22 protein-coding genes and 1 other RNA gene are annotated in these 24,498 nt (G+C 40.7%); 14 read left to right on the top strand and 9 right to left on the bottom strand.

Features of this window, described 5'->3' with window-relative positions; all coding sequences use genetic code 11:
- Window positions 1-220: 220 nt before the first annotated feature.
- From dolP to RB215_RS12290, 4 genes are read right to left on the bottom strand one after another with little or no spacing between them, the layout of a single operon-like run.
- The gene (gene dolP, locus RB215_RS12305; protein WP_011329173.1) at window positions 221-787 is read right to left on the bottom strand and encodes a division/outer membrane stress-associated lipid-binding lipoprotein; all 567 of its coding nucleotides are present in this window, start codon (window positions 785-787) and stop codon (window positions 221-223) included.
- Window positions 780-1,373, bottom strand: a complete 594-nt coding sequence (locus tag RB215_RS12300; RefSeq protein WP_011329172.1) for an SIS domain-containing protein — start codon at window positions 1,371-1,373, stop codon at window positions 780-782. Before RB215_RS12300 ends, dolP begins: the two co-directional genes overlap by 8 nt.
- A 34-nt stretch (window positions 1,374-1,407) precedes the next feature.
- Window positions 1,408-1,779, bottom strand: coding sequence for a YraN family protein (locus RB215_RS12295; protein ID WP_011329171.1), 372 nt, complete (start codon window positions 1,777-1,779; stop codon window positions 1,408-1,410).
- 13 nt (window positions 1,780-1,792) lie between these two features.
- A complete protein-coding gene (locus RB215_RS12290) occupies window positions 1,793-3,670 on the bottom strand; it encodes a penicillin-binding protein activator (protein WP_309216506.1) in 1,878 nt (625 codons plus the stop codon).
- Window positions 3,671-3,731: 61 nt separating this feature from the next.
- On the opposite strand from RB215_RS12290, the gene rsmI reads away from it, so the two are divergent.
- Entirely contained in the window at window positions 3,732-4,589 is an 858-nt protein-coding gene (gene rsmI / locus RB215_RS12285) for a 16S rRNA (cytidine(1402)-2'-O)-methyltransferase (protein ID WP_086995415.1), read from the top strand.
- Between the two features lie 43 nt (window positions 4,590-4,632).
- An RNA gene (gene rnpB, locus RB215_RS12280) (RNase P RNA component class A) lies at window positions 4,633-5,011 on the top strand.
- A gap of 109 nt (window positions 5,012-5,120) precedes the next feature.
- On the opposite strand, the gene RB215_RS12275 is transcribed toward rnpB, so the two are convergent.
- Window positions 5,121-6,200, bottom strand: coding sequence for a mechanosensitive ion channel family protein (locus RB215_RS12275; protein ID WP_011329168.1), 1,080 nt, complete (start codon window positions 6,198-6,200; stop codon window positions 5,121-5,123).
- A 114-nt stretch (window positions 6,201-6,314) separates the two neighbouring features.
- Here RB215_RS12275 and RB215_RS12270 point away from each other — a divergent pair, with 114 nt between their 5' ends.
- A complete protein-coding gene (locus RB215_RS12270; RefSeq protein WP_182683928.1) occupies window positions 6,315-7,274 on the top strand; it encodes a YihY/virulence factor BrkB family protein in 960 nt (319 codons plus the stop codon).
- A gap of 60 nt (window positions 7,275-7,334) precedes the next feature.
- On the opposite strand, the gene RB215_RS12265 is transcribed toward RB215_RS12270, so the two are convergent.
- Window positions 7,335-10,358, bottom strand: coding sequence for an EAL domain-containing protein (locus RB215_RS12265; RefSeq protein ID WP_309216504.1), 3,024 nt, complete (start codon window positions 10,356-10,358; stop codon window positions 7,335-7,337).
- A gap of 349 nt (window positions 10,359-10,707) precedes the next feature.
- Here RB215_RS12265 and RB215_RS12260 point away from each other — a divergent pair, with 349 nt between their 5' ends.
- Window positions 10,708-11,550, top strand: a complete 843-nt coding sequence (locus RB215_RS12260; RefSeq protein ID WP_086993251.1) for a pirin family protein — start codon at window positions 10,708-10,710, stop codon at window positions 11,548-11,550.
- Window positions 11,551-11,653: 103 nt separating this feature from the next.
- On the opposite strand, the gene RB215_RS12255 is transcribed toward RB215_RS12260, so the two are convergent.
- The 3 genes from RB215_RS12255 to RB215_RS12245 form a co-directional block, all read right to left on the bottom strand.
- Window positions 11,654-11,896 carry a hypothetical protein gene (locus tag RB215_RS12255; protein ID WP_011329164.1) on the bottom strand — a complete coding sequence of 81 codons (243 nt, stop codon included), beginning with the start codon at window positions 11,894-11,896 and terminating at the stop codon, window positions 11,654-11,656.
- Window positions 11,897-12,096: 200 nt separating this feature from the next.
- On the bottom strand, window positions 12,097-12,552 hold the full coding sequence (locus RB215_RS12250) for a hypothetical protein (protein WP_011329163.1): 456 nt from the start codon (window positions 12,550-12,552) through the stop codon (window positions 12,097-12,099).
- Between the two features lie 6 nt (window positions 12,553-12,558).
- Entirely contained in the window at window positions 12,559-12,885 is a 327-nt protein-coding gene (locus RB215_RS12245) for a hypothetical protein (RefSeq protein ID WP_011329162.1), read from the bottom strand.
- A gap of 492 nt (window positions 12,886-13,377) precedes the next feature.
- On the opposite strand from RB215_RS12245, the gene mraZ reads away from it, so the two are divergent.
- From mraZ to murG, 10 genes are read left to right on the top strand one after another with little or no spacing between them, the layout of a single operon-like run.
- Window positions 13,378-13,836: a division/cell wall cluster transcriptional repressor MraZ gene (gene mraZ, locus RB215_RS12240; RefSeq protein WP_011329161.1), complete on the top strand. Its 459-nt coding sequence runs from the start codon at window positions 13,378-13,380 to the stop codon at window positions 13,834-13,836.
- A gap of 28 nt (window positions 13,837-13,864) precedes the next feature.
- On the top strand, window positions 13,865-14,803 hold the full coding sequence (gene rsmH / locus RB215_RS12235; protein WP_089368734.1) for a 16S rRNA (cytosine(1402)-N(4))-methyltransferase RsmH: 939 nt from the start codon (window positions 13,865-13,867) through the stop codon (window positions 14,801-14,803).
- A complete protein-coding gene (ftsL, locus tag RB215_RS12230; RefSeq protein WP_086993255.1) occupies window positions 14,800-15,126 on the top strand; it encodes a cell division protein FtsL in 327 nt (108 codons plus the stop codon). Before rsmH ends, ftsL begins: the two co-directional genes overlap by 4 nt.
- The gene (locus RB215_RS12225) at window positions 15,123-16,940 is read left to right on the top strand and encodes a penicillin-binding transpeptidase domain-containing protein (RefSeq protein ID WP_182676487.1); all 1,818 of its coding nucleotides are present in this window, start codon (window positions 15,123-15,125) and stop codon (window positions 16,938-16,940) included. Before ftsL ends, RB215_RS12225 begins: the two co-directional genes overlap by 4 nt.
- Window positions 16,933-18,411: a UDP-N-acetylmuramoyl-L-alanyl-D-glutamate--2,6-diaminopimelate ligase gene (gene murE, locus RB215_RS12220; RefSeq protein ID WP_309216502.1), complete on the top strand. Its 1,479-nt coding sequence runs from the start codon at window positions 16,933-16,935 to the stop codon at window positions 18,409-18,411. Before RB215_RS12225 ends, murE begins: the two co-directional genes overlap by 8 nt.
- Complete coding sequence (murF, locus tag RB215_RS12215) at window positions 18,408-19,790, top strand: UDP-N-acetylmuramoyl-tripeptide--D-alanyl-D-alanine ligase (RefSeq protein ID WP_089368731.1); 1,383 nt, start codon at window positions 18,408-18,410, stop codon at window positions 19,788-19,790. Before murE ends, murF begins: the two co-directional genes overlap by 4 nt.
- Window positions 19,790-20,872: a phospho-N-acetylmuramoyl-pentapeptide-transferase gene (gene mraY / locus RB215_RS12210; RefSeq protein WP_011329155.1), complete on the top strand. Its 1,083-nt coding sequence runs from the start codon at window positions 19,790-19,792 to the stop codon at window positions 20,870-20,872. The genes murF and mraY overlap by 1 nt, the downstream gene beginning before the upstream one ends.
- A complete protein-coding gene (gene murD / locus RB215_RS12205; protein ID WP_011329154.1) occupies window positions 20,873-22,213 on the top strand; it encodes a UDP-N-acetylmuramoyl-L-alanine--D-glutamate ligase in 1,341 nt (446 codons plus the stop codon).
- Window positions 22,210-23,385, top strand: coding sequence for a cell division protein FtsW (gene ftsW / locus RB215_RS12200; RefSeq protein WP_041454565.1), 1,176 nt, complete (start codon window positions 22,210-22,212; stop codon window positions 23,383-23,385). The genes murD and ftsW overlap by 4 nt, the downstream gene beginning before the upstream one ends.
- The gene (gene murG / locus RB215_RS12195; protein ID WP_086993258.1) at window positions 23,382-24,458 is read left to right on the top strand and encodes an undecaprenyldiphospho-muramoylpentapeptide beta-N-acetylglucosaminyltransferase; all 1,077 of its coding nucleotides are present in this window, start codon (window positions 23,382-23,384) and stop codon (window positions 24,456-24,458) included. Before ftsW ends, murG begins: the two co-directional genes overlap by 4 nt.
- Window positions 24,459-24,498 lie beyond the last annotated feature (40 nt).

The raw sequence follows: 24,498 nt of genomic DNA, 5'->3' as shown, positions 1-24,498 counted from the left end.
CGGTTTTTTTATGTCTGTATAAAAGTAAAAGGTTTTAGGTATTAGGTAAAGATTAAGCCAAGCACAAAGTTTCGCTTAAGGCTTTATGCCTTAAAGTTTGCGGGAGTGGGCTGCGAGAAGTGGGTTAAGGTTGATTGTTGTAACGGCGGGTTTTCCCACCGGTATAAAAAACCTTGCAGTGTTAACTACAAGGCTTTTATATTCATCGAACCAGCTATCTTTACAAATATTCAAATACTTTAATTACGCGCTCAACACCCGATACATTACGCGCAATATTTACTGCTTGCTCTGCTTCTGCGTCAGAAACTAAACCCATCAAAAATACTTCGGCATTTTCAGTCACTACTTTAATATTATTACTACTAATATTTTTAGCGGTTAATAGCTGTGCTTTTACTTTTGAGGTTAACCAAGAGTCATGAGTTTGGGTAGTCACCCCAATATTTGAACCAATACGAATTTGGTTATGTATTTTTCGAATGCCAGCAACACTCTCAATGGCTCTATTAGCTTCGTTTTTCATTTCTTCATTGGCAACTTGGCCAACTAATAAAACAATGCCATTAACGCTTACAGCGCTAATATGAGCAAATTTATGCAAGCGATCTACTTCACTAATTGCAATGCTAGCTTTTATTTCAATATTGCTGTCATCGATCTGAGAGCCAATTGTGCGACGATCGTTTGCAGCTGTTATTGCACTAGCAGTACCAGCAACCACTGCGGCTGCACACCCTTGCAGTAATACAACCGTGCCTAAAATAATAAGGGAGCGTTTAAACATAATTTTCATCCTGCGGGAAAAGCGTTAAATCAACCAGTTCACTTAAACAATGTAAGTTAACTAAATGCGACTCAATAATACGGCTTGGGCGTTTAGAAGGCGTTCTAATCTCAACATCATTAGGGCCAAGTAAACCAACTAGCTCACCGCCGTCATCACCAACCATAACTATGACCTTCATATCCTTAGTTAGTGCCGCCTCTACCGCTGAAATAATTTGTTTTTCATTACCATTAATAGCCAGTGCCAGCAGTAAGTCACCTTGTTGAGCAAAGGCACGTACTTGACGAGCAAACGTGTCGTAATCGTCAACCTGAGTACTTTGCCCTAAGTTAATACTCTCTTGCGATAACGCAATAGCTGGCAGGCAAGGGCGCTCGGTTTCATAATGATTAACTAAAACACCTGCCATGTGTTGAGCAAGCATATGGCAGTTAGCTGTACCGCAACAAATAAGCTTATTGCCGTTGATCAGGCTTTGAGCAATGGTAAAAGCGGCTGACTCTAATGCACTGGGTAATACCTCACCCGCTGCTATTTGTACCTGAATGCTTTCTGTAAAAATTTCTTTAATTGTGTCTTGCATAGAATACCAACAATTTATACCTAGTTCTTTGTTTTTAAAATACGTTTTTGAGCCAGTTAATATGCATAGACGGCTCTCCAGTGATTGCTACATAATCGATTCTTAACGGCTGATTTGTTAGGTTTTTAGCGGCTAAGTAATGATAAATACTGCGTTTTAAGCGTGCTTGTTTTTGTATACTTAATGCGTAATTAGCGCCGCCGCGAGCGTGGTTTTTACGAAACTTAACTTCCACAAAAACCAAAGTGTTACCGTCTTTCATAATTACATCAAGTTCGCCAAAGGGGCAGTAATAGTTACGCTCAATTGCTGTTAACCCTTGAGAAACTAAATACTTTTGTGCCTGGAGCTCATAATACTGGCCTTTTTCACGACTGTTTTGCCACAGCTGTTTAAACCAAGACATGTCGCCCCCTTAGTTATTCGGTAATGTATAAGTCACTGGCTGATTGCATAAATAATGGCACTGGGCGTTGTGTTTTTAGTTGCACAGCCTTAATCCGACGATTGGTATATTGTGCCCAGTCTAATGTGCGTTCAATATGCCCGCTGGTATTAACCGAGAGCTTACCACTTAAACCGCTAAACTGATTCCCAGGGGAAAGACTTAGTTGTTTAATGTCATGCAATATAGTTACTGCATCGTAGGCCATAGCAAATAAACGCTGGCTTATATCGGCGTGCTCTGGCCACAATGTTTCGTATTGCTGGCGAAGATTATGCTGTTTAATTTGCGACTTTAACATCCAAGGAAGTTCGGTAAAGTATAAGCCATCTAAGTCGCCTTTATCGGTACGATCAATTTGGCTACTATGGCTTTTAGAACTAGCATAAAGCGGGATCCTATCAGCAAATGTACTTACATTAACGTCTAAATACGGCTTTATTAAACGGGTTTCTATTGCATCGCCTAAAATATAAATAGCGTCTATATCGCTGCGCGAGCGTGTTTCGTTTTCGACTTCTTGCTTAAATAAAGTTTTAACGGTTTTGATCCGCTCTTTACTTTTATCAACTTCAAGTAAGCTGGTAATCGTATCAGGCATGTCTTGACTACTGTTATAAAAGCCAATTTGTGGTTTGGTTTCGCTATAGCGTTGCCACTGCAGGTTAAAGTAATCAACCAAACGCTGCCCGTTTGCATTATTAGGCGCAAGTAACATAGGCTTTTGGTAGCCCTGAGCTAAAAAGTGCTCTAATGCTTGTTGTACTTCATGCTCGGGATTAAGGGCAAAAAAGTAGTGCTGTAACGAAAGCCGCTCACCATCAAAGGTATTTAAATGCATAGTAGGTATGTCTATAAGCACTTGCGCATTAGCAAGTTTATCTATATTCGCTTTTAACAGTGGACCAACAACAAAGTCGGGTTTTATTTGCGCTATTTTAGCCGTAATTTCATCAACATCACTGTTTTCATCAATAAAAATGGTTTCATTAATGCTTTGCTGATCAAGTGCTGCGAGCACGCCGGCTTTAAGTGCATCACCTAAGCGTTCATTAGCACCAGATTGCGGCAGTAGTACAACTAAACGCTCTATTATTACAGGCGTTAAGTCATTCACTAACTCATCTTGTTTAGATAAAACTACTTTAGCAGGGTGCCCGGGGTAGCGTCTCAACCAATTATTAATAGCTTGGTCAAGTTCAACGGCACTGCCAGCATAAACTTGATGGTACAAAGCAAGGTTAACCCAACCTTGTTGAATAACCGACCCTCTGTTAAAGCGTTCAAGTGTATAAGAGGAAAGCTTTTTTAAGTTATCCCATAAGTTTTGGTTTAGCTGTGCAATATCAATATTGTTTTTAGTAGCAGACTCAGACGCTGCAAAAAAGTAAGGGGCTGCGCGTTTCGCAAAGTCTTGCGATGCATACACACTGGCGGTTAAAAATTGATGCCAGGCAAAATGTTCAGGCTGTTTAAGTTGACCATCTAAAGACTGCAAAATAACTAACGCTTGAGCGTTTTTATTTTGCTGCTTTTGCGCAAACGCAATATAAAGACGATTTTGAATCTGATCAACACTTGGGGTTAATTCTAACTCACCGCATACCTTTTCTAATAACGACCAACTTTGCTCATTCACTGCAGCATCGCGGGCACTATAAAGTAGCTGTATTTTATCGGCACCTTGGCGGTTTTGCGCCAATTGGTAGATAGATAACGCACTATTAGCTTGGTTTTTTAGTGCATTGGCACTGTTACTGAAGTTATCACTGTTTTTAGTTGGTTTTTCGGTTGTGCTACACGCCGATAACCCTGACAATATAATTAATAGACTAACTAGTTTAAGTCGCACAATGATTTCCCAATACGTTAACGCGATTTGCTTATATTACTGACTGACGCAGGAGACCTCAATGTTAAATGAGGAGAATTCACAGAAAATTGGCACTCTTTACATTGTAGCCACCCCAATTGGCAATTATGACGACTTAAGTCAGCGTGCAATCGCGACATTATCGCAAGTTGACTTAATCGCTGCTGAAGACACACGCCATACTGGCAAGCTACTTAGCCACTTTGGTATCAAGGCTAAAACCTTTGCTTTACACGATCATAACGAAAAGCAAAAAGCACAACAAATTATCGACCAACTCAATCAAGGCTTAAATATAGCCTTAGTATCAGACGCAGGCACACCTTTGATCAGCGATCCTGGCTATGCGGTGGTTAATTTATGCCGCGAGCAAGGCGCACATGTTACACCCATTCCTGGAGCATGCGCTGCAATAACCGCTGTATGCTGTTCTGGCTTACCAACTGATCGCTTTCAATTTGTTGGTTTTACACCAGCAAAAAGTAAAGCACGCCAAGAATTTTTTATTGATGCAGTTAATTCTGGCATTACTAGCATAATGTATGAAAGTACCCATCGTATTATGGCAAGCCTTGATGACTTAGCCGAGGCACTTGGCGATGATCAGCAAGTGGTGTTTGCTAAAGAGCTGACTAAAACCTTTGAAACATTTTTTAATGGCAGTGTGAGTGAGTTAAAAGCATTTTTAACTAACGATCCTACCAAGCAGCGCGGCGAAATAGTACTCATGTTGCCGGGTAAACCTAAGCTAATAGACGACGTACCGCCTGAAGCACGTAAAATGCTAGCGCTGCTTGAAAGCGAAATGCCAATGAAAAAAGCCTGCGGTATTGTAGCCGATTACTTTGGTATGAAAAAAAATGCGCTGTATAAAACAATAATTGACGAAAAAGGGTAAATCTTTACTGCGCTTGGCATTATCCTCAGGTATAATCCGCGCCGAGTTAGCCAAGATAATCGCTGCCTGTGACGAAAATGATCAGGGGGAGGAAAGTCCGGGCTCCATAGGGCAGAGTGCCAGTTAACGGCTGGGGGGCGCGAGCCCACGACAAGTGCAGCAGAGAGAAGACCGCCAATCTTCGGATTGGTAAGGGTGAAAGGGTGCGGTAAGAGCGCACCGGGCCGCTAGTAATAGTCGGTTGCAAGGTAAACTCCACTCGGAGCAAGACCAAATAGGGTTCTATCATTTTAAATAATGAACGCGTGGCCCACGTCAGAACCGGGTAGGTTGCTTGAGCCATAGAGCGATTTATGGCCTAGACGAATGATTATCACTTTCTTCGGAAAGGACAGAACCCGGCTTATACGGCTAACTCACTCATTCAATAAAAAGCCCGCAGTGCAAACTGCGGGCTTTTTTGTGTCTAAAATAAAAGTAGGCTCGATATAACCTGATACGACCTTATAAAACTAGCTCCCTGATTTTTAACTAGATAATATTTTTACCTTGCTCGGGATCGCGGGATTGATCTGCTTGCTCGCGTATTTCATCGGTGTCGCTACTTACGTCATCTAAGTTTTTGGCTTGAGCTTGTGTTTCTGATACTTTTTTAGTTGGCGCTATAGGCTCACTTTTTTCTGGGGTTACAGCTTCAAGGTTAGGATCGCTAAGTATAATGCGTTCTCTGGCATCGTCTGGCATGCTGATGTTATGACTAGTAAATTCGTTTACTAATTCTCGCATTAGCTGTGAGGCCACTTTAGCGGTACTGAACTGCTCGCTATTAACCCAAAAAAATAACGTAAAGTTAATTGTTGATGAGCCTAGGTTTTTAATTAATACCTGCGCAGGTGGATCGGTTAATACTGCGTTTTGTTGGTTTGCAATTGTGAGGGCTAGGGTTTGTGCGCTGCGTATATCGTTATCATACCCTATGCCTATTTCTACTTTGCCGCGCATTTTAGGGTTGGCAGTGAGGTTTTTAATAATATTTTTGTACACAGTGGCATTAGGTATTTGAATATGGTTACCGTCGTAGTCAACTAAAGTGGTTGCGCGAGCGGTTACTTTTTTAACTATGCCGAGGCGGCCTTCTACCTCAATTACATCATCTATTTTAAAAGGGCGTTGTATGCTTAATAATAAACTAGCTATAAAATTTTCGGCAATATCTCTAAATGCAAAACCGAGAATAAGCCCTATCAAACCTGTGCCACTCATTATAGCTACGGCAAACTGTGTCAGCCCAGCTAAACGTAAAAACAAGTAAATACCCAATAGTAGGATTAAAATACTTATACTTCGCCTTATAACCAGATGAATAAGTGCACTATCGGTTAAATATTCAATAGGTTTAATTAATAGGCGTGATAACGGCCTGGCAAGGATGTAACTTATTACAACTATAATAATCCCTAAAAATAGGGTGGGTAAGGTTTGCACTACTACATGTAGGAATTGCATGCTTTGCTCTTGCAAAAACGCCCACGACAATACATCGGCTTTAATGCTTGGAGTAGCAGGGGCTGCATTAACTGCAGTTATAATGTTATTTAAAGCACTGAGCATGGGGGTTATCCGTGTTAAATCATCTTTATAAACAATAATAGCAAGTTTAATACCAAGCGCATTGGTGTTGGCAAACATTTTGCTCTCTTACTGCTATATAACAAAGGAGTTAAAATGAGCGATGTAAAACGTGGTCAAGATGCACAGCAACCAGTAAATATTCCGTTGCTTGGTTGGTGGGATATTACTAAGCGTATTTTTACTCAAATGAGTCGTGATAATTTATCGTTAGTGGCCGCTGGCGTGGCATTTTATGCGTTACTGGCTATTTTTCCAGCGCTTGCTGCACTTGTATCTATTTATGCCTATTTTGCATCACCTACAGATATAGGGGCGCATTTAAGTCAGGTAATTGAGCTGCTACCAGAGAGTACCGGAGAGTTAATTTTGTCGCAAATAGCCAGTATCGCCCAAAGCTCAAGTACTAGCTTGAGTTTGAGCGCAATTGGCACATTAATATTAACTATTTGGAGTAGTTCAAAGGGCAGCCAAGCATTAATTACAGCCTGTAATATAAGTTATCAGGAATATGAAAAACGCTCATTTTTTAAAGCACAACTTGTACGCTTTCTGTTTTCGATTGGCGCTATTGTAGTGGCTATTTTTGCGCTGTTAATTATTGGTATTTTACCGGTAGTACTTAATTTAGTGGGATTAAAAGAAAATATAGATTTACTCATCACGTTTATTTCATGGCCATTATTAGCATTTACTTTTAACTTTGCCTTAGTGCTTTTATACCGTTACGCGCCGCATCGTAAACCAGCTAAATGGCGTTGGATCACCTTAGGATCTGTTATTGCGACAATTTTATGGATAGTCGCTTCAATTGGTTTTTCATTTTATGTATCGAAATTTGCCAGTTATAACGAAACTTATGGCTCGTTAGGTGGGGTGGTTATTATGCTGATGTGGCTATACATTAGTGCTTATATTGTAATTTTAGGGGCGACAATTAATGCTGCCTCAGAGCAACAAACTGCAATAGATAGTACAATAGGCCCAGATAAAAAAAGAGGTGAGCGCGGAGCCTATGTTGCCGATCATCTTGATGTGAAAGAGCCTAATAGGTAAGTAACTTTACAAGTACTCATAATAGAGTACTTGGGTAATGTTTGGTGCCTAACGCTGTGGTTATTTTAGTGCAATGATTTGGCTTGTGGTTAGTAAGCTCATAAACTGCTCTTTAGGTAAGGGTTTTGAAAATAAATAGCCTTGCCCATAGTCGCAACCAGCTTCAAGTAACAGTTGCATTTGCTGCTTGGTTTCTATTCCTTCAGCAATTACTTTTAACCCTAACTGGTGCGCCATAACGATAATGGTTTCGCACAATACCAGCTCCTGGCTACCTTTATTAATGTTATCAACAAAGCGTTTATCTATTTTAAGGTAGTCGGTATCCATTTCTTGTAAGTAAGCGAGAGAAGAGTAACCGGTGCCAAAATCATCAAGGGCTAATTGCATTCCCGACTGAACCAGTGCCTTTAAACGGCTTTGTGTTAAAGCCTCAGGGTTGACCATTAAGCCTTCAGTTATTTCAGCAACAATTGATGATGCAGGCAGGTTTGCTGCATTAAGCATAGCTCCCCACTCATCTATCCCGCTATCTGGGGTAGATAGCTGTATTGGCGATACATTAACGCTCAGCTGAAAATCATTGGTTATGTGTGCTTTTATATCATTGAGTGTTTGTAATGCTTGGGAGAAAACAAATTGCCCAAGTATATTTATTTGTCGGGTTTCCTCAGCTAACGGAATAAAGTCAGCAGGGCTTATTAAGCCTTTTTCAGGGTGACGCCAACGAATTAATCCTTCAGCTTTGTGTACGTGCAAGTCTTTTAGGCAGACGATAGGTTGATAAAACAATTCAAACTGCTCAAGCTCTATTGCTGTTCGTAATTCTTTAAGTAGCAGCATGCGCATTTGCGCTTTTTCGCGCATGTCATGGGAGAAAAATTCAAAGCCATTACGGCCATTAACTTTTGCTTTATACATTGCTTGATCGGCTGCTTTGAGTAACTGCTCAGTATTTTCGCCATCATTAGGGGCTGAGGCAATACCTATACTGGCACTAATAAACAACTCTTCGTTTTCAATATAAATAGCCGATGACAAGCTAAGTAAAATATTTTCAGCTATTTGCTTTATATGCTGTTCTTTAATTTTACTAAATACGATTACAAATTCGTCGCCGCCAATGCGGGCAACAAACTCGGCATTTTTTGCTGACTCTAAAATACGCTGCGACACAAATTTAAGTAAAGCATCACCATAATGGTGCCCTAAAGTGTCGTTAACGTCTTTAAAGTGATCTATGTCGAGCAACATAATAACCAGTTGCTCGGCATTATTTTCTACACGCGTAAAACATTCATTTAAACGTTTTTTTAACTCTAATCGATTCGGTAAGTCAGTAAGGTGATCAAAGTGAGCTTGTTTCCAAATAAGCGCATCGGCTTGTTTTTTTTCTGTTAAGTCTGTAAATATGGCTATACGACGAACCGGCATGTTATTGTCATCATACACAGTATCTATAGTTAACCATTCCACGTAAAGCTCACCATTTTTACGGCGATTAATAATTTCTCCCTGCCAACGCCCCGTGCTTGTTAGTTCTGCCCACAGAGCCTGATAAAATGTCTTATCGTGCTTGCCAGAGGACAAAACACTGATCGTTTTATTAATTACTTCTTCTTTAGAAAAAAGCGTGGTTTTACTAAAAGCAGGGTTAACATCGAATATAATGCCATTTTCATCGGTTATAGCCATTCCTTCACTACTGTTACCGTACACAAGCGCCGCTAAGTGTAGGGCTTCTTCATTTTGTTTGCGCTGGGTTATATCGCGTAGCACTACTACAAACTCATGGTTAGTTTGCATTGGGTTTATTCTGGCTTCAAAGCTTTTAATATCAGTTTGGCTTTGCAAGGTAAACTCTAAGTTATTTGAGTTATTTGAAGTTGAAGTAGGGAGGTTATTGAGAATTAACTGTGCATTACGCTCAGTAACAAAACTAGCTAAAGTTAAGTTGTTTACCGATTGCGTAACACCAGGAATATTAAATGAGCCCCCAATATTAGAAACCTCACCTTTGTTGTTAATCTTTAAGTAACTATCTGGCAGTGCACTTAATAAACTGGTTAACTCATCGTGTTTATTTTTAAGGTTAGCCTCAGTAGCTAAGCGAGTTTCAGCCATTATTTTAAAGCGTTGATATAAAACCTTGAGCTCGGGGCTGTTAGGAGTATCATTTTGCTCAGATGGCATAACGCCATTTGCTAAGCTGTCGGTTGCTTTAGTTAGATTATTAATAGGTGTAAAAATACTTACTTTTAGTAGTTTGTAGGCAATAAATGTTAGCAGTAATAAAAAGGTTATAAATACAGTTAAAGAGATTATAAAGTTATGATTTATTTGTGCTAAAACATCGGTGACGGGTAAACCAATATAAATATCTAAGTTGTTATTATGTGGATCGTTATAAAGAGTTGAGCGAGAAAAAATACGGGTAACACCTTGCTCATCTGTAATAAAATGAGAATCAGCCTGCATCGACTCCACATAATTTTGGGCAATACTATTACCTATTAAAGTAGTGTTTTTGGGGTAGTGAGCTAAAATTTTAGTGTTAGAATCAACAATGGCAACTAACGATCCATCAGGTAAGTTAATTTCATTTATTGCTGCATTCCACCAATCTAAGGCAATCACAATTATAACAGCGCCTTTGGTAACCCCAGCGGTATTTTTTAACGACAGCGCAAAATTCACCGTTGTTGTTTGTAAACTTCGATCTAGCTGAAAATAGCCTACAGATAGCATGTCGCTATTTAATGCATTTTTAAAATAATCTCTATCTGCAATATTTATATTTTTTACTTGCCCCGATGTGGCGCAACTAATATTCCCCTGCAAGTCAATCATGCCAATATTAGCAACATTATTGTAGAGTGACTTAAATAGCTCAAAATAGTCAGGGCAGGTGGTTAGCAGCTCATCATGCTTGCTTTCTTGTTGTGCGATATAGCGCGCTAAACGCTCAATATCATCAAGCATATTTTTTTGTTGTAATGAAAAACGGTTGGCAATATTGGTTGCTTGTAGCTCACTTTGCTTAATTGAATAGTTACGTTCTAGTAATAACGTAAAAATGATCACAGCGACCCCAGGAATGCTAAATAAAATAAGCAAACGGTAAAGCTGATTTTTAAGTGAAGTGGTAAAAATAATAATGCCTTAATAGAGATTTACGCCAAAAATAATTGTAGCTAACTTTTTGTTTAATAACCATATAAATAATAAGGATTAAAGCATTGCTTATTAAATCAAAAATCAGCTGTAATAACTACTTTAACAGCAAGTCATTTAATAACGGTTATAGCAAACTGTAATTTTTTAGGATAAAAACTAAAATTCGTTTAAAAAGAATAAATGGTACGAATTAAACATATATACGTAAATTTTCAGTGTGCTTAAATAGTGTTATCTACTTTATTGGAGCAATAAAATGAAAGTAATTAAACAACTAAGTGCGCACGCAACCCAAGATGGTGATGGCGTTAATATTAGTAGAATTCCCGGTTTTGATGGCAAGCACCTAGATCCCTTTTTAATGATTGACGAACTAAAGTCAGATAATAAAAACGATTACATTGGCGGTTTTCCTGCGCATCCTCATCGTGGTATGGAAACCTTTACCTATATTATTAAAGGTGGCTTTGAACACCGTGACCAAATGGGTAATAAAAAGGCCATAAAAGCAGGCGATGTACAATGGATGAGTACAGGTAAAGGGGTAATGCATAGTGAAATGCCATTGGCAGATGCTAATGAAGGGTTACATGGTTTTCAGATATGGATCAATATGCCCAGTGCAGAAAAAATGCGCGCACCAATTTACCAAGATACAACAGCGCATCCTGCGCCAGTTGCCACCAATGATAATGGAGTAACACTTAAAGCATTGGCAGGCACATGGCAGTTTGCCGATCAGGCTTTAACATCAAGCCTACAAACACTCGCTGCAAATGCCGCTTTAGCTGATGTAACTTTACCTGCAGGACAGCGTTTTGAGTTGCCACCACTGAGCCAGCAAAAAGTGATGCTATATATTCATACCGGTTCGTTAACTACGCAAGCAGGTAACGTTATTGCAGCAAAACAGCTGTTAATACTAGAACCAGGTAGTGACATTGACTTATATACAGAGCAAGGAGCAGGTGTGCTTATTTTAGCTGGTGATGAGCTTCAACAACCAATTGCTCACATGGGGCCATTTGTAATGACCACTGAAGCTGAAATTCAGCAAGCTATTCGTGATTATCAAAACGGTGAGTTTGGTAATATTTAGAATCGCCGATTTATGATCAATGATCAATTAAGCCGCTTAACAAAGGCTAAAGCTATCAATTAGTGCTGCGCTATTATTTATTGCGCGGCACTGGTTTTATCCATTAAGCTAATAATCTTGCTAGCCAAGCATATTTTTTGATTAAACCAGATTTAGTACTACTAGCCTGCACAACAGCACCGGCTAAAAATGCGCTTGAAATACCAACTTTGGTAACCGCAAAGCGTTTTAATCTGTACTTAAACGCCATGTGATGTTGGCGTTTTAATTCACTTTGTAAATCCATTTGTTTACTAAGATTATTCACCGCTTTGTTTGGCGACTGAATTAAATAGTTAACCAGCATTGTTATCTCCTTGAAGGTTAAATAACCTGAACTTTGGATAATAAATCTATCTCAAACAGCTACTTTAAGCGCTAACTGCGTTGAATTTACTTGCAATAGGCCAGCTATTGACGCGTCAATTCGTCTTGTTTTCACTGAAAGTTTCTGGCTAGAGAAAATAAATTTAAACATAGCTATGATTCAATACGTTAGTAAATCTTTTAACCAGAGTTCAGGTTAAATAACTGTTTTAAGCTACGTAATGTTTTACTAAAGCCAATTTTGTTACTTAAATAAATAGCACTTTTCCAAAGCCAAATTAAGCCTATAACTTGTAGTAAAGTTGCGGTTGCTATACTTAACCATACAGAGGCAAATAACTCATAAACTCCAAAGCCAATTGCGCCCAATAAAACAATCCACAACAAAATCAAACCGCTGGCAAAACAACCCAAAAGTATAGTAATGAGTGCAAGTGATCTGAGCGACAAATGCCACTCAGCTTTTGCTAATTGTTTGGTAAGTTTGCCTTGCGTTTTGTAGTCATCCTTTATTTGCTCAGAATAGGCTAAAAGCTTAGCAATATGATCTTGCCAATCTTCCTTTTGGCTCGCGTCTTGGGCCGTTTGATTTTGAGCGTCACCATCCTTGGTCGCTGTTGTTTGTGGATTATTCATCATTGTTTACTTACGACGAAACAATGCAGTTACTAGCATACCTGCGGCAAATGCAATTCCAGCTGTTGCTAATGGGTTCTCTGCTGCAAGGGTGCGTGTTTTAGATGTATATTCACCTAGTTTTTCACGGGCAATGAGTTGCTTTTCACTCAGTGTTTCAGCAGAGCTAGTTGCCCCTTTTCTTACGCTGCTCTCTGCTACGGCTGCTTTACTAGAAAGTGCATCTACTGCGTCGTGTGCAGCCGATGTTGCTTTTTCTGTAAAGGGTGCTTCGTTAACTTCAGGTTTAGTCGCTGTAGTTGTTGATGTTTTAGTATTTGTTGCAGTAGCCATAATCAATCCTTAATAAAAATAAAGTTAAAAAATTTATTGGTAAGTATATAGCTGCAATGATCAAACCAACTTTAAAATAACTTTAACTATATGATTTATATTGATATATGTGTTTTACGGTTGGCCAGCTTTAACTTGAGTCGTAACAATTGCCATATAATTGAGTAAATTTTACAAATGGCTAAATCACGCCTTAAAATTTGTAATTGTTCACTGGTTATTCAGTAAGCAAAAAGTGTAAACGAAAGGTTACTTAAAATGATAAGAAAAAATCTCACCACGAATTCCATTTTTTCCCACTTAATTCAATCGCTTTACGCTAAGCCTTATTTTTTCTAGCTTTGAGACGCGTTAAAGGAAGCCTGATTACTTGACAAAAAGCCTTGTCAAGCCCTAAACTGGAGCACTGTGGTAAAAAGTGGTTTATAGTGGATCAAAATGGATCGGGTTAATCAAAAGTGTTGATTAAAACAATTTTAAAGTAGGCTTTTTATGTTTCGTGGCGCAAGTTCGCTGAGTTTGGATGATAAAGGACGTTTTGCGGTACCCACTAAGTACCGAGACGATCTATTGTCTGAAGATCAGGGAACGGTTATTTGTACCGTCGCATTAAATGAGCCGTGTTTATGGTTATATCCATTGGCACAATGGCAAGAAATAGAAAGCCGCCTAGCAAAAATATCTAATATGAACCCACGAGCCCGTCGTATGCAGCGCATGTTGCTGGGTAATGCTACTGAATATCAACTTGATAAAAATGGCCGGATTTTGCTAGCGCCTTCGTTGCGCGCCCATGCAGATCTTGGCAAAAAAATCATGCTTGTTGGTTTAATGAATAAATTTGAAATATGGGATGAAGCGCGTTGGCATCAGCAAATGCGCCAAGATACAGAGCTTGAAAGGCTTGGTGATTTTGAACCACACCCAGATTTAGATAATTTCACACTCTAACGGCACAATAAAAGGCAAACAATAGCTAATGACAGCACAATTTGAACACGTATCCGTGCTTATGGACGAAACCATAGATGCACTTGCAATTAAGCCAGACGGTATATACATGGATGGCACTTTTGGACGTGGCGGTCATTCAGGTCAAATATTAGCGCGCCTTGGTAGTGAAGGTCGCCTACAGGCCATAGATCAAGATCCACAAGCAATTAAATCGGCTGAAAAATTTGCAGATGATCCACGCTTTGCAATTGCTCATACACGCTTTTCAAACCTATACGATGTGGCTGAGCAAAACGATCTGATTGGCAAAGTTGATGGCATTTTACTTGATATTGGCGTGTCGTCGCCACAGCTTGACGATGCACTGCGTGGCTTTAGCTTTATGAAAGATGGCCCGCTAGATATGCGCATGGATCCAACCACAGGGCGCAGTGCTGCACAGTGGCTGGCCGAAGCTGAACTTGACGATATTACCCATGTTATTAAAAAACTAGGTGAAGAAAAGTTTGGTAAGCGCATTGCGCACAAAGTGCTGGAAGTTCGCGAACATACGCCAATTACCACCACTAAGCAGCTTGCCGACTTGGTAGATGAAGCGGTACCGGTTAAAGATAAATTTAAACACCCAGCTACACGAACTTTTCAGGCTATTCGCATTTATATAAATAGTGAATTAGAAGAAATTCAAACAGCATTACAATCTGCGATTAAAGTTCTTAAGCCAGGTGGTCGCTTAGTTGTTATTTCGTTCCACTCTTTAGAGGATCGTATTGTAAAACAATTTATTAGAAAGCAAAGCCGTGGCGAGACGCTACCTCGAGGTTTACCTTTAACTGACGCACAAATAAATCAAAATTTGACATTAAAAGCTGTGGGTAAAGCCATTAAGCCAAGCGCTGCAGAAGTAGAGCGTAACCCACGTTCACGTAGCTCTGTACTTAGGATTGCGCAGAGGCTGGGATGAGGAAAAAAGCGAGCTATCGTCAACCTAATTTATTTTTTGAAATAATTAAAGGCCTAGGTGCTAATAAGCTTACCTCGGCCTTATTGGTTGTGATACTCGCTTCTAGTTTAACTTTGGTGCAAATAACGCACCTTGCGCGAGGGCAACTTATCGAGCAAGACTCGTTACTGCAACAACGCGACGAATTAGATTTAGAGTGGCGTTACTTATTAGTAGAAGAAGAGTTTTACTCTCAGCATGCACGCATTGAAGAAGTTGCTATATCGCAGTTAAAAATGAAACGGCCAACCAGCCAAGATGAGCAGGTGATAATACTACAATGAGAACTCGCGGCAAAAAACCGGTTAATAATTTAATCACATGGCGCTTTACTTTAGTTTGCGCAGTGGTGTTTTTAGTGTTTGTAACACTGGTAGCCCGTGCTGCTTATTTGCAAATATTAGAACCAGATAAAGCCCGCTCAGAAAGCGATAAGCGTACGGTGCGAGTTGAAAAACTGCATGTACAGCGAGGCATGATATTTGACCGCAATGGCAAAGAGTTAGCGGTAAGTGTACCTGTAGTGAGTGTGTATGCAGACCCCAAAGCACTGCACAAATCATTGGTATCTAAAGTACTAAGGCAAGCACGTAAAAATGGTGAAGATCACCAAGCATTAGCAGAAAATGCTGCTGAGCTAGATAAGCGTACTGCACTTTATTATAAAAACGATTTGCGCTGGCGTGAGCTTGCCGATGTTTTACGTTTAGAACCTAAAAAAATAAACTCACGCTTGCTAAACGATCCAACGCGCCGCTTTGTATATTTAAAGCGTCAAGTAACCCCCGCAGTGGCAAATTACATTGGTGATTTACGCCTACCAGGCATTCATTTACTCGACGAGTCAAAACGCTATTATCCCGCAGGCGAAGTAACTGCGCATATTATTGGCTTCACAAATATTGATGGTAAGGGTATTGAAGGCATAGAAAAGCTTTACGAAAATGCCCTTACAGGTGAAGAAGGCCGTCGTACAATTCGTAAAGACGCCCAAGGCCGTGAAGTTGCAGTACTTGACGAGCGAGAGCGTGTAGAGCCCGAAAGCATTCACTTAAGTATTGATCAGCGCATTCAAGGTATTGCTTACAAAGCGCTAAAATCGGCAGTGCTTACTTATAAAGCCACATCTGGCTCTGCCATGGTGGTAGATGTTAAAACCGGCGAAGTATTGGCTATGGTAAATAGCCCATCGTTTAATCCTAATAATTTAAATGACGCTGCCCCGCATAAGCGCCGTAACCGTGCTATTACAGATTTGTTTGAACCAGGTTCAACCGTTAAGCCTCTAGCCATTTTAGCTGGGCTAGACTACGGCGCAATTAAGGCCGATGACACCATTGACACCTACCCAGGTTGGATGCGATTAGGCGGCAGCTTAGTACAAGATACCCGTAACCACGGTGAGATGACGCTGCGCGAAATTTTAAAATATTCCTCAAATATGGGCGTTGCTAAAGTAACTCAGTTGGTACCCAAAGATTATTTAGTGGGATTATTTCAAAAGGTAGGATTTGGATCGGATTCTGGCACCGGTATGGTGGGTGAAAGCAGTGGGTTGTTTTATCCAAATCGCCGTTGGTCTGACTTCGAAATTGCTACATTATCATTTGGTTATGCTATTGCGGTAAGTACCGCGCAAATGGCACGTTTTTACACCATGTTAGGCGCAGGCGGAATTAATCGGCCATTAACCATTTTAAAGCAAGATGACATCCCTGAGGGGGAGCGTGTTTTTAAACAAAAAGACGTAGAAGCGGTTGTACACATGATGGAAAGTGTATTTGAAAAAGACGGTACAGCGCGCAGAATTAACGTAGATGGTTATCGAGCTGCTGGTAAAACAGGTACTTCTAAAAAAGCAGCTGTTGGTGGCTACGGTGACGAATATGTAGGCTACTTTGCCGGTATTGCACCTGCAAGTAATCCTAGATTAGCAGTGGTAGTGATGATTAACGAACCCGGCGGCGATGTGTACTATGGAGGTGCCACTGCTGGCCCTGCATTTGCAGAAATCGTCTCTAACGCATTAAGAATATTAAACGTAGCGCCCGATAAGGAAGAGGTAGCGTACGTAAAAGGTAAAGAGAACGATGCGTGATTTAAAAGCAATTTTAAAATATATAGAGATAGATGCCCCCTCGCAGCAGGTAGGGCACCTACGCCTTGATAGCCGGGAAGTAACGCCCGGTGATGTATTTGTGGCAATTAAAGGTCATCAATTAGATGGCGGACAATTTATTGCGAAGGCAATTGAAAATGGCGCGGTTGCAATTATTGCCGACAGATTATGCGAATTTGAAACTAGTTTTGAGCCACTTTACTTAGTGTCAGAGCTGACTAAAAAGCTCCCTGAGCTGGCGAGTCGCTTTTACCAGCAGCCAAGCCATATGCTTGATTTAATTGGTGTGACAGGTACAAACGGTAAATCGACCACCACGGCTATGATCGCTCATTTAGCGCAGTTTTGTAACAGCCAGTCGGCCATTATTGGCACCTTAGGCTATGGTCATCCAGATAATCTAACACCACTAATAAATACCACGCCATCGTCGGTTGATTTACAACGAATTTTAAATGATTTAAAGCAGCAAAATACCAAGCTAGTGGCGATGGAAGTGTCATCCCACGGATTAGTACAGCAGCGGGTTGCACAGTGTCAATTTAAAGCGGCGGTATTTACTAATTTATCGCGCGATCACCTCGACTACCATGGTGACATGGCGCGTTATGGTGATGCTAAGCTAATGTTGTTTAAAGACTTTGAGCCTGAACTTGTGGTTCTTAATCAAGATGATGGACAAACAGATCAGTGGCTCGAAAAATACAGCTTTAACAGTTTAGTGTGTTACGGGCGAAAAAACTTACCACCTAAAAATGCACAGTTTGTGTACTTTTCAGACGTTACTTATTCAGCGCAAGGCATAGCAGCACAATTAACTACAAGCTGGGGCGATATTGCTATAAAGTCGCCGTTATTTGGCGAATTTAATTTATATAATTTAACTGCGGCACTTGCAACTTTATTGGGGCTAGGTTATCCGCTAGCACAATTAATTGCAGGCTGTGCGCAATTGCAACCGGTAGCCGGACGCATGCAAGCATTTAGCGCCAAAGGCAAGCCAACCTGTATTGTTGATTACGCTCACACACCCGAGGCGCTTGCGCTTGCGCTGCAAGCATTACAGCAGCATGTACCTGGTGGAGTAAGTTGTGTATTTGGTTGTGGTGGCGACCGCGATAAAGGCAAGCGGGCATTAATGGCACAAGCGGCAGAGCAAAATGCGGATAAGGTTATTATTACCAGTGATAATCCACGTTCAGAAAATCCTGACGCCATTATTGCCGATGTAGCACAAGGTTTAGCGCAGCCAACAAAAGCTTATTTAGAGGCCGATAGAGCAACAGCTATTAGTTACGCTATAAACAATGCCAAAGCAGACGAGGTTATTCTTATTGCTGGTAAAGGCCATGAAGACTATCAAATAATAGGTGATCAGCGCATCGATTTTTGCGATCGCCGTTACGTACAACAACAACTAAAAAAAGCAGTAAGAGGGACTCAAGCATGATCCCGATGGATTTTGATTGGCTAGCTAACGTGCTGGCAACCGATTATCAAGGTGATAATCAACCAGTGCTAAATATAAATACAGATACTCGCAGCATTTGCAGTGGTGAAGTATTTTTAGCACTAAAAGGGCCAAATTTTGATGGTCATAAATTTATTGCCCAAGCAAAACAAAATGGTGCGATTGGCGTTGTTGTGCAGCACAAAGTTGATGTTGATATCCCACAGTTTATAGTTGCCGATACCCGTTTAGCATTGGGAATTATAGGCGGCGCAGTAATGGCGCAAGTAGCTCCTAAAACTATTGCCATTACTGGCAGCGTTGGCAAAACCACAGTAAAAGAAATGTGCGCTGCAATTTTATCTGTGCATGGTGATGTACTAGCCACTAAAGGTAATTTTAATAACGATATTGGCGTACCGCTAACCTTATTACGCTTAGAGCCGCAACACCGTTTTGCCGTTATAGAGTTGGGTGCAAATCATTTAGGTGAAATTGCTTATACCACCGCTATGACCAAACCCGATGTTGCCGTGGTATGTAATGTAGCCGCCGCTCACTTAGAAGGTTTTGGCAGCTTAATGGGTGTGGCTAAAGCCAAAGGCGAAATTTTTGATGGGCTTAAAGATGATGGCGTTGCCATTGTTAATTGCGACAGTGAGTTTAGCCAATATTGGCTAGATAAACTCGATGGCCGTAAAGTAACGCGTTTTTCGAGCAGTGAAAAACTCGATATTTGGGCTGAAAATATTAGCCTAGATGAAAATGCTCGCGCTAGCTTTACCCTATGCACTAAAAACGCACAAATACCGGTTAAGCTTGCGCTACCAGGTAAGCATAATATTAGTAATGCACTTATTGCAGCAGCACTAACCAGTGAGTTTGATGTCACTCTTGAGGATATTGCCAATGCGCTGGCAACCATGGGGGATGTAAAAGGCCGCGTTAATTTAATTAATGTTTCTGACTTATTAACTGTGGTTGATGATACCTATAACGCCAATGTTAAATCGGTTAAAGCCGCCATTGATTTACTAAGTGACATGCAAGGGCATCGTATTTTAGCACTGGGCGACATGGGTGAACTTGGCGAAGAAGCACGTCAATATCATCAAGAAGTAGGCGAATATGCATTAGAGCAAGGCATCAATGAGCTGTTTACTTTAGGTGTATTAAGTCGCTATGCCAGTGATGTGTATGGCCTGCCAAATAGACACTTTTCAAACCGTGAGCAAATGCTGCAACAAATTCAAACAAGTATTAAAAAAGTAGATAAAAAAACCACCATAGTCGTGAAAGGATCACGCAGTTCTCGCATGGAGCTTTTAGTAACCGATTTAGTTAATGGCCAGCAACAAGCCATCAATGGAGTATTTTAATGTTAGTTTGGCTGGCAGAGTATTTAACCCAATATTACACGGGCTTTAATGTTTTTTCGTACTTAACCCTACGTGCGATTTTAGGGATTTTAACCGCATTAATGATGTCGCTTTATTTAGGGCCTAAGTTAATTCGCGCTTTGCAACGTATGCAAATAGGGCAAACAGTGCGCGATGACGGTCCACAATCGCATTTATCAAAATCGGGAACACCTACTATGGGTGGCTTACTGATTTTAGCGGCTATTTTTACCAGTACCTTATTATGGGCCGATTTATCAAATAAATATGTTTGGGCAACGTTATTTGTTATTGGCTCGTTAGGAGTGGTTGGCTTTGTGGATGACTACCGAAAAGTTATTCGTAAAGACCCTAAAGGTTTAATTGCTAAGTGGAAGTATTTTTGGCAATCAGTTATAGCCTTAGTTGTTGCTTGTGCATTATTTTTTACCAGCACTCAAGCCAATGAAACTTCGTTAGTTGTACCATTTTTTAAAGATGTATTACCGCAACTAGGCTTGTTTTACATTGTTATTACCTACTTTGCGTTAGTAGGAACATCAAACGCGGTAAACCTTACCGATGGACTTGATGGCCTTGCCATAGTACCCACTATTTTAGTGGCAGCAGCACTGGCAATTATTGCTTACTTAACTGGTAATGTGAATTTTTCGAATTACTTACATATTCCATATTTACCGCTGGCCAGTGAGCTTGTTGTGGTATGTACCGCAATAGTAGGCGCAGGGCTGGGCTTTTTATGGTTTAACACTTACCCAGCGCAAGTATTTATGGGCGATGTAGGCTCATTAGCATTAGGCGGTGCATTGGGTATTATTGCCGTATTAGTTCGCCAAGAGTTACTGCTTATTATTATGGGGGGAGTATTTGTAATGGAAGCCTTGTCGGTTATTTTACAAGTAGGCTCGTATAAATTACGCGGGCAACGAATTTTTAGAATGGCGCCTATCCATCATCATTACGAATTAAAAGGTTGGCCAGAGCCGCGGGTTATTGTGCGCTTTTGGATTATTTCAATCGTGCTAGTGTTAGCTGGCCTTGCGACGTTAAAGATTCGATAAATGCGATACTTAAGTGAGATAAAAAACAAACAAATAACAGTGCTCGGACTCGGTGTAACCGGTCTGGGCATTGTGCGTTTTTTAGTGTCTCAGGGTTTAACACCAACCGTGGTTGATAGCCGAATAAACCCACCGGGAATTGATTGGCTAAAACAAAATACGCCAACCTTAACTACCCGTTTTGGTGATTTGGACAGTGCCGATCTTTGCGCCAGCGATATGATCATTATTAGCCCAGGCCTTAGCTTAACAATTCCAGCAATTGCTAAAGCTATAAACGCAGGCGTTGAAGTGATTGGTGATGTTGAGTTGTTTGCCCGTATTAATACTAAACCTGTGGTTGCTGTTACGGGATCTAATGGTAAATCCACAGTAGTCACACTGGCGCAGCAGGTATTACTTGCTGCTGGTTATAAAGCAGCATTAGGTGGCAACATTGGCACCGCAGTGCTTGATTTACTACAAAGTGATTTAAGTAACAACGACGTTGATGTGTACGTATTGGAGTTGTCTAGTTTTCAGCTAGATACCACAACAAGTTTACAGCCAATTAGCGCCACCGTGCTGAATGTTTCAGAGGATCACCTCGATCGTTACGCCAGTTATCAAGCTTATATAGATTCCAAGCTGAGTATTTATAATAACGCAGCTTTAGTGATAACCAATGCAGACGACGAAGCCACGCATAGTAAAGCAAAATCCCAATTAAGTTTTGGTGCTAACCAGGGCGATTACAGCCTAGGCGAATATCAGCAACAAACATATTTTATGCAGGCTAACAAAGCCTTTTTACCAGTAACTAGCTTGGCAGTAGTAGGCAAGCACAATTATTTAAATGCTCTTGCGGTAATGGCGCTACTTAGCCCGTTTAATATTAGTAAAGCACAATACAGTACAGCATTTAGCCAATTCAATGGCCTTGCACACCGCTGTCAGTTTGTTGCTGAACGTGCTGGAGTTAAATACTTTAATGACTCTAAAGCCACTAATGTGGGGGCTACTATTGCTGCAATAGATAGCCTTGCAACTAATGGCCAACAATTAATAGTTATTGCTGGTGGGGATGCAAAAGGAGCCGATTTAAACGCCCTTACACCTTACTTACAGCAGCATGTTAAAGCGCTAATTTGCTTTGGAAAAGATGCCAAAGATTTAATGGCATTAACCAATAAAAGCCATTTAACCAATAATATGAGCGAAGCGGTAACACTGGCTAAGCAATTAAGCGAGCCCGGTAATATTGTGTTACTTGCCCCAGCTTGTGCCAGTATTGATATGTACAATAACTACATGCAACGCGGCGATGACTTTATACAATGTGTTATGGCGGAACAGCCATGATGGCCTTTGCCGATATTAAAGAAGCACTAACGCCCAAGCCTTCGGCGCAGCTCTACGATGTACCATTATTGTATTGCATGCTGATGTTAATGGGGGTGGGTTTTGTCATGGTTACCAGTGCATCTATGCCTACAGCAGACAGATTATTTGGTAATATTTATCATTTTACTATTCGGCACGGTATATTTTTAGCTTTGTCGTTTTGTTTATTTTGGATCACCACTTCAGTGCCTATGAGCTGGTGGAAAAAAGCGAATCCGTACTTGTTGTTAGTGGGTTTAGGCTTATTACTTATAGTGCTTATTGTTGGCCGAGAAGTAAACGGTTCAACTCGTTGGATACCCATAGGGCCGTTTAACATTCAGGCATCTGAGCTGGCTAAGCTATTCTTTTTTAGTTATATATCAGGTTATTTGGTGCGTAAACGTAGCGAAGTCCAAGAAAACATAAAAGGTTTTATTAAGCCAATACTAGTATTTGCGGCTTATGCAGGATTAATTTTAATGCAGCCTGACTTAGGTACTGTGGTCGTTATGTTTGTAACTACCGTGGGTTTATTGTTTTTAGCTGGTGCCAAACTTTGGCAGTTTTTTGTATTAATTCTAACCGGTGTTGCCTTGGTTATCGGGCTAATAGTGCTAGAACCATACCGTATGGCGCGGGTTATTGGCTTTTTAGAACCGTGGGACGATCCATTTGGCAAAGGGTATCAGTTAGTGCAATCGTTAATGGCTTACAGTCAAGGTGATTGGTTTGGCCAAGGCCTAGGTAACAGCGTACAAAAGCTACAATACTTACCCGAGGCGCATACCGATTTTATTTTTGCGGTAATAGCCGAAGAGCTTGGTTTTGTTGGTGTATCGAGCATATTAATAGTATTAGGCACCTTAGTGTTTAGAGCCTTACTAATTGGCCAAAATGCACTTAAAAATGGTAAAGAATACGAAGGCTATTTAGCGTTGGCAATAGGTATTTGGTTTGCTTTTCAAACCATGGTGAACGTAGGCGCAAGTGCGGGTATTTTACCTACTAAAGGGTTAACACTGCCGTTTATTTCTTACGGTGGGTCGAGTTTACTCATGATGACAATTGCTGCTGGTATTTTATTACGTGTTGATTTTGAAACTAAAATGGCGACCAAACAAGCCACGTCAGGTGGAGCTAAGCGATGAGTAAAAAGTGTGTTGTAGTTGCCGGTGGTACTGGCGGACATATATTTCCGGGTATTGCTGTGGCCGACTACTTAAAGCAGCAAGGCTGGCAAGTAAGTTGGATAGGCACTCCCGATAGAATGGAAGCAACGGTTGTTCCTAAGCATAATATTGATATCAATTTTATTAATGTAAAAGGCGTACGTGGTAACGGAATAAAGCGTCTTATTAAAGCCCCATTCATGGTGCTTAATGCAATATTACAAGCGCGTAAAGTATTGAAAAGCGAAAAGCCCGATGTGGTACTCGCTATGGGCGGTTATGTAACTGGCCCAACAGGTATTGCAGCTAAAAGTTTAGGTATTCCGCTGGTGATTCATGAGCAAAACGCCATTGCCGGTATGAGCAATAAGTGGCTTGCTAAGTTTGCTAATCGGGTATTGGCGGCTTTTCCAAGTGCATTTGCTACAGGGCAAGCCGAGTTGGTTGGTAATCCAGTGCGAGAAAGCGTGGCAAATATTGCAGTGCGAGAAGTATCAAGCCCAATTAATATTTTAGTGGTAGGCGGCTCATTAGGAGCGCAAGTACTTAATACAACTTTGCCTGCTGCGTTTGCAGAGCTGGGTAATACCAATGCTATAAGTGTTTGGCACCAAACAGGTAAAGGGCACTTAGGCAGTGTTGAAGCTGCTTATAAGTCGCATAAATTTAGCACTGAAAATACAAAAGTAGCTGAATTTATAGATGATATAGACACAGCTTACGGCTGGGCTGATATTGTTATTTGCCGCTCGGGCGCGCTCACTGTGAGTGAAATTGCCGCTGCTGGTAAAATGGCAGTGTTTGTACCTTTTCCGCATGCGGTGGACGACCATCAAACAGCTAACGCACAGTATTTAGTTGTGGCAAATGGTGCATTACTAATGCCACAAGGGCAGTTTAATCAACAATCAATTGTTGCGCTTTTAAGCCCATATTTAGCTAAACCTTCATTAATTAAAGAAATGGCGGCAAATGCAAAACAGCAAGCCATTTTAGATGCCACAGCAAGCGTAGCTATGCACTGTGAGCAAGTAACCAATAAGAGAGCATAAGTGAAACAAACGTCAATAAGAGAGCAATATACACGACCAG

It is taken from the genome of Pseudoalteromonas sp. HL-AS2 (assembly GCF_031198805.1).
Classification (GTDB): Bacteria; Pseudomonadota; Gammaproteobacteria; order Enterobacterales; family Alteromonadaceae; genus Pseudoalteromonas; species Pseudoalteromonas nigrifaciens.
This window is presented reverse-complemented; position numbering and strand designations above follow the sequence as displayed.

Coding starts and splice junctions, on each gene's coding strand:
- RB215_RS12250 (WP_011329163.1), bottom strand. CDS start 12,552: ATGAATAATCCACAAACAACAGCGACCAAGGATGGTGACGCTCAAAAT.
- RB215_RS12295 (WP_011329171.1), bottom strand. CDS start 1,779: ATGTCTTGGTTTAAACAGCTGTGGCAAAACAGTCGTGAAAAAGGCCAG.
- RB215_RS12300 (WP_011329172.1), bottom strand. CDS start 1,373: ATGCAAGACACAATTAAAGAAATTTTTACAGAAAGCATTCAGGTACAA.
- murG (WP_086993258.1), top strand. CDS start 23,382: ATGAGTAAAAAGTGTGTTGTAGTTGCCGGTGGTACTGGCGGACATATA.
- RB215_RS12255 (WP_011329164.1), bottom strand. CDS start 11,896: ATGCTGGTTAACTATTTAATTCAGTCGCCAAACAAAGCGGTGAATAAT.
- ftsW (WP_041454565.1), top strand. CDS start 22,210: ATGATGGCCTTTGCCGATATTAAAGAAGCACTAACGCCCAAGCCTTCG.
- rsmH (WP_089368734.1), top strand. CDS start 13,865: ATGACAGCACAATTTGAACACGTATCCGTGCTTATGGACGAAACCATA.
- murF (WP_089368731.1), top strand. CDS start 18,408: ATGATCCCGATGGATTTTGATTGGCTAGCTAACGTGCTGGCAACCGAT.
- RB215_RS12260 (WP_086993251.1), top strand. CDS start 10,708: ATGAAAGTAATTAAACAACTAAGTGCGCACGCAACCCAAGATGGTGAT.
- RB215_RS12245 (WP_011329162.1), bottom strand. CDS start 12,885: ATGGCTACTGCAACAAATACTAAAACATCAACAACTACAGCGACTAAA.
- mraZ (WP_011329161.1), top strand. CDS start 13,378: ATGTTTCGTGGCGCAAGTTCGCTGAGTTTGGATGATAAAGGACGTTTT.
- mraY (WP_011329155.1), top strand. CDS start 19,790: ATGTTAGTTTGGCTGGCAGAGTATTTAACCCAATATTACACGGGCTTT.
- dolP (WP_011329173.1), bottom strand. CDS start 787: ATGTTTAAACGCTCCCTTATTATTTTAGGCACGGTTGTATTACTGCAA.
- rsmI (WP_086995415.1), top strand. CDS start 3,732: ATGTTAAATGAGGAGAATTCACAGAAAATTGGCACTCTTTACATTGTA.
- murD (WP_011329154.1), top strand. CDS start 20,873: ATGCGATACTTAAGTGAGATAAAAAACAAACAAATAACAGTGCTCGGA.
- RB215_RS12275 (WP_011329168.1), bottom strand. CDS start 6,200: ATGCTCAGTGCTTTAAATAACATTATAACTGCAGTTAATGCAGCCCCT.
- RB215_RS12270 (WP_182683928.1), top strand. CDS start 6,315: ATGAGCGATGTAAAACGTGGTCAAGATGCACAGCAACCAGTAAATATT.
- murE (WP_309216502.1), top strand. CDS start 16,933: ATGCGTGATTTAAAAGCAATTTTAAAATATATAGAGATAGATGCCCCC.
- ftsL (WP_086993255.1), top strand. CDS start 14,800: ATGAGGAAAAAAGCGAGCTATCGTCAACCTAATTTATTTTTTGAAATA.
- RB215_RS12225 (WP_182676487.1), top strand. CDS start 15,123: ATGAGAACTCGCGGCAAAAAACCGGTTAATAATTTAATCACATGGCGC.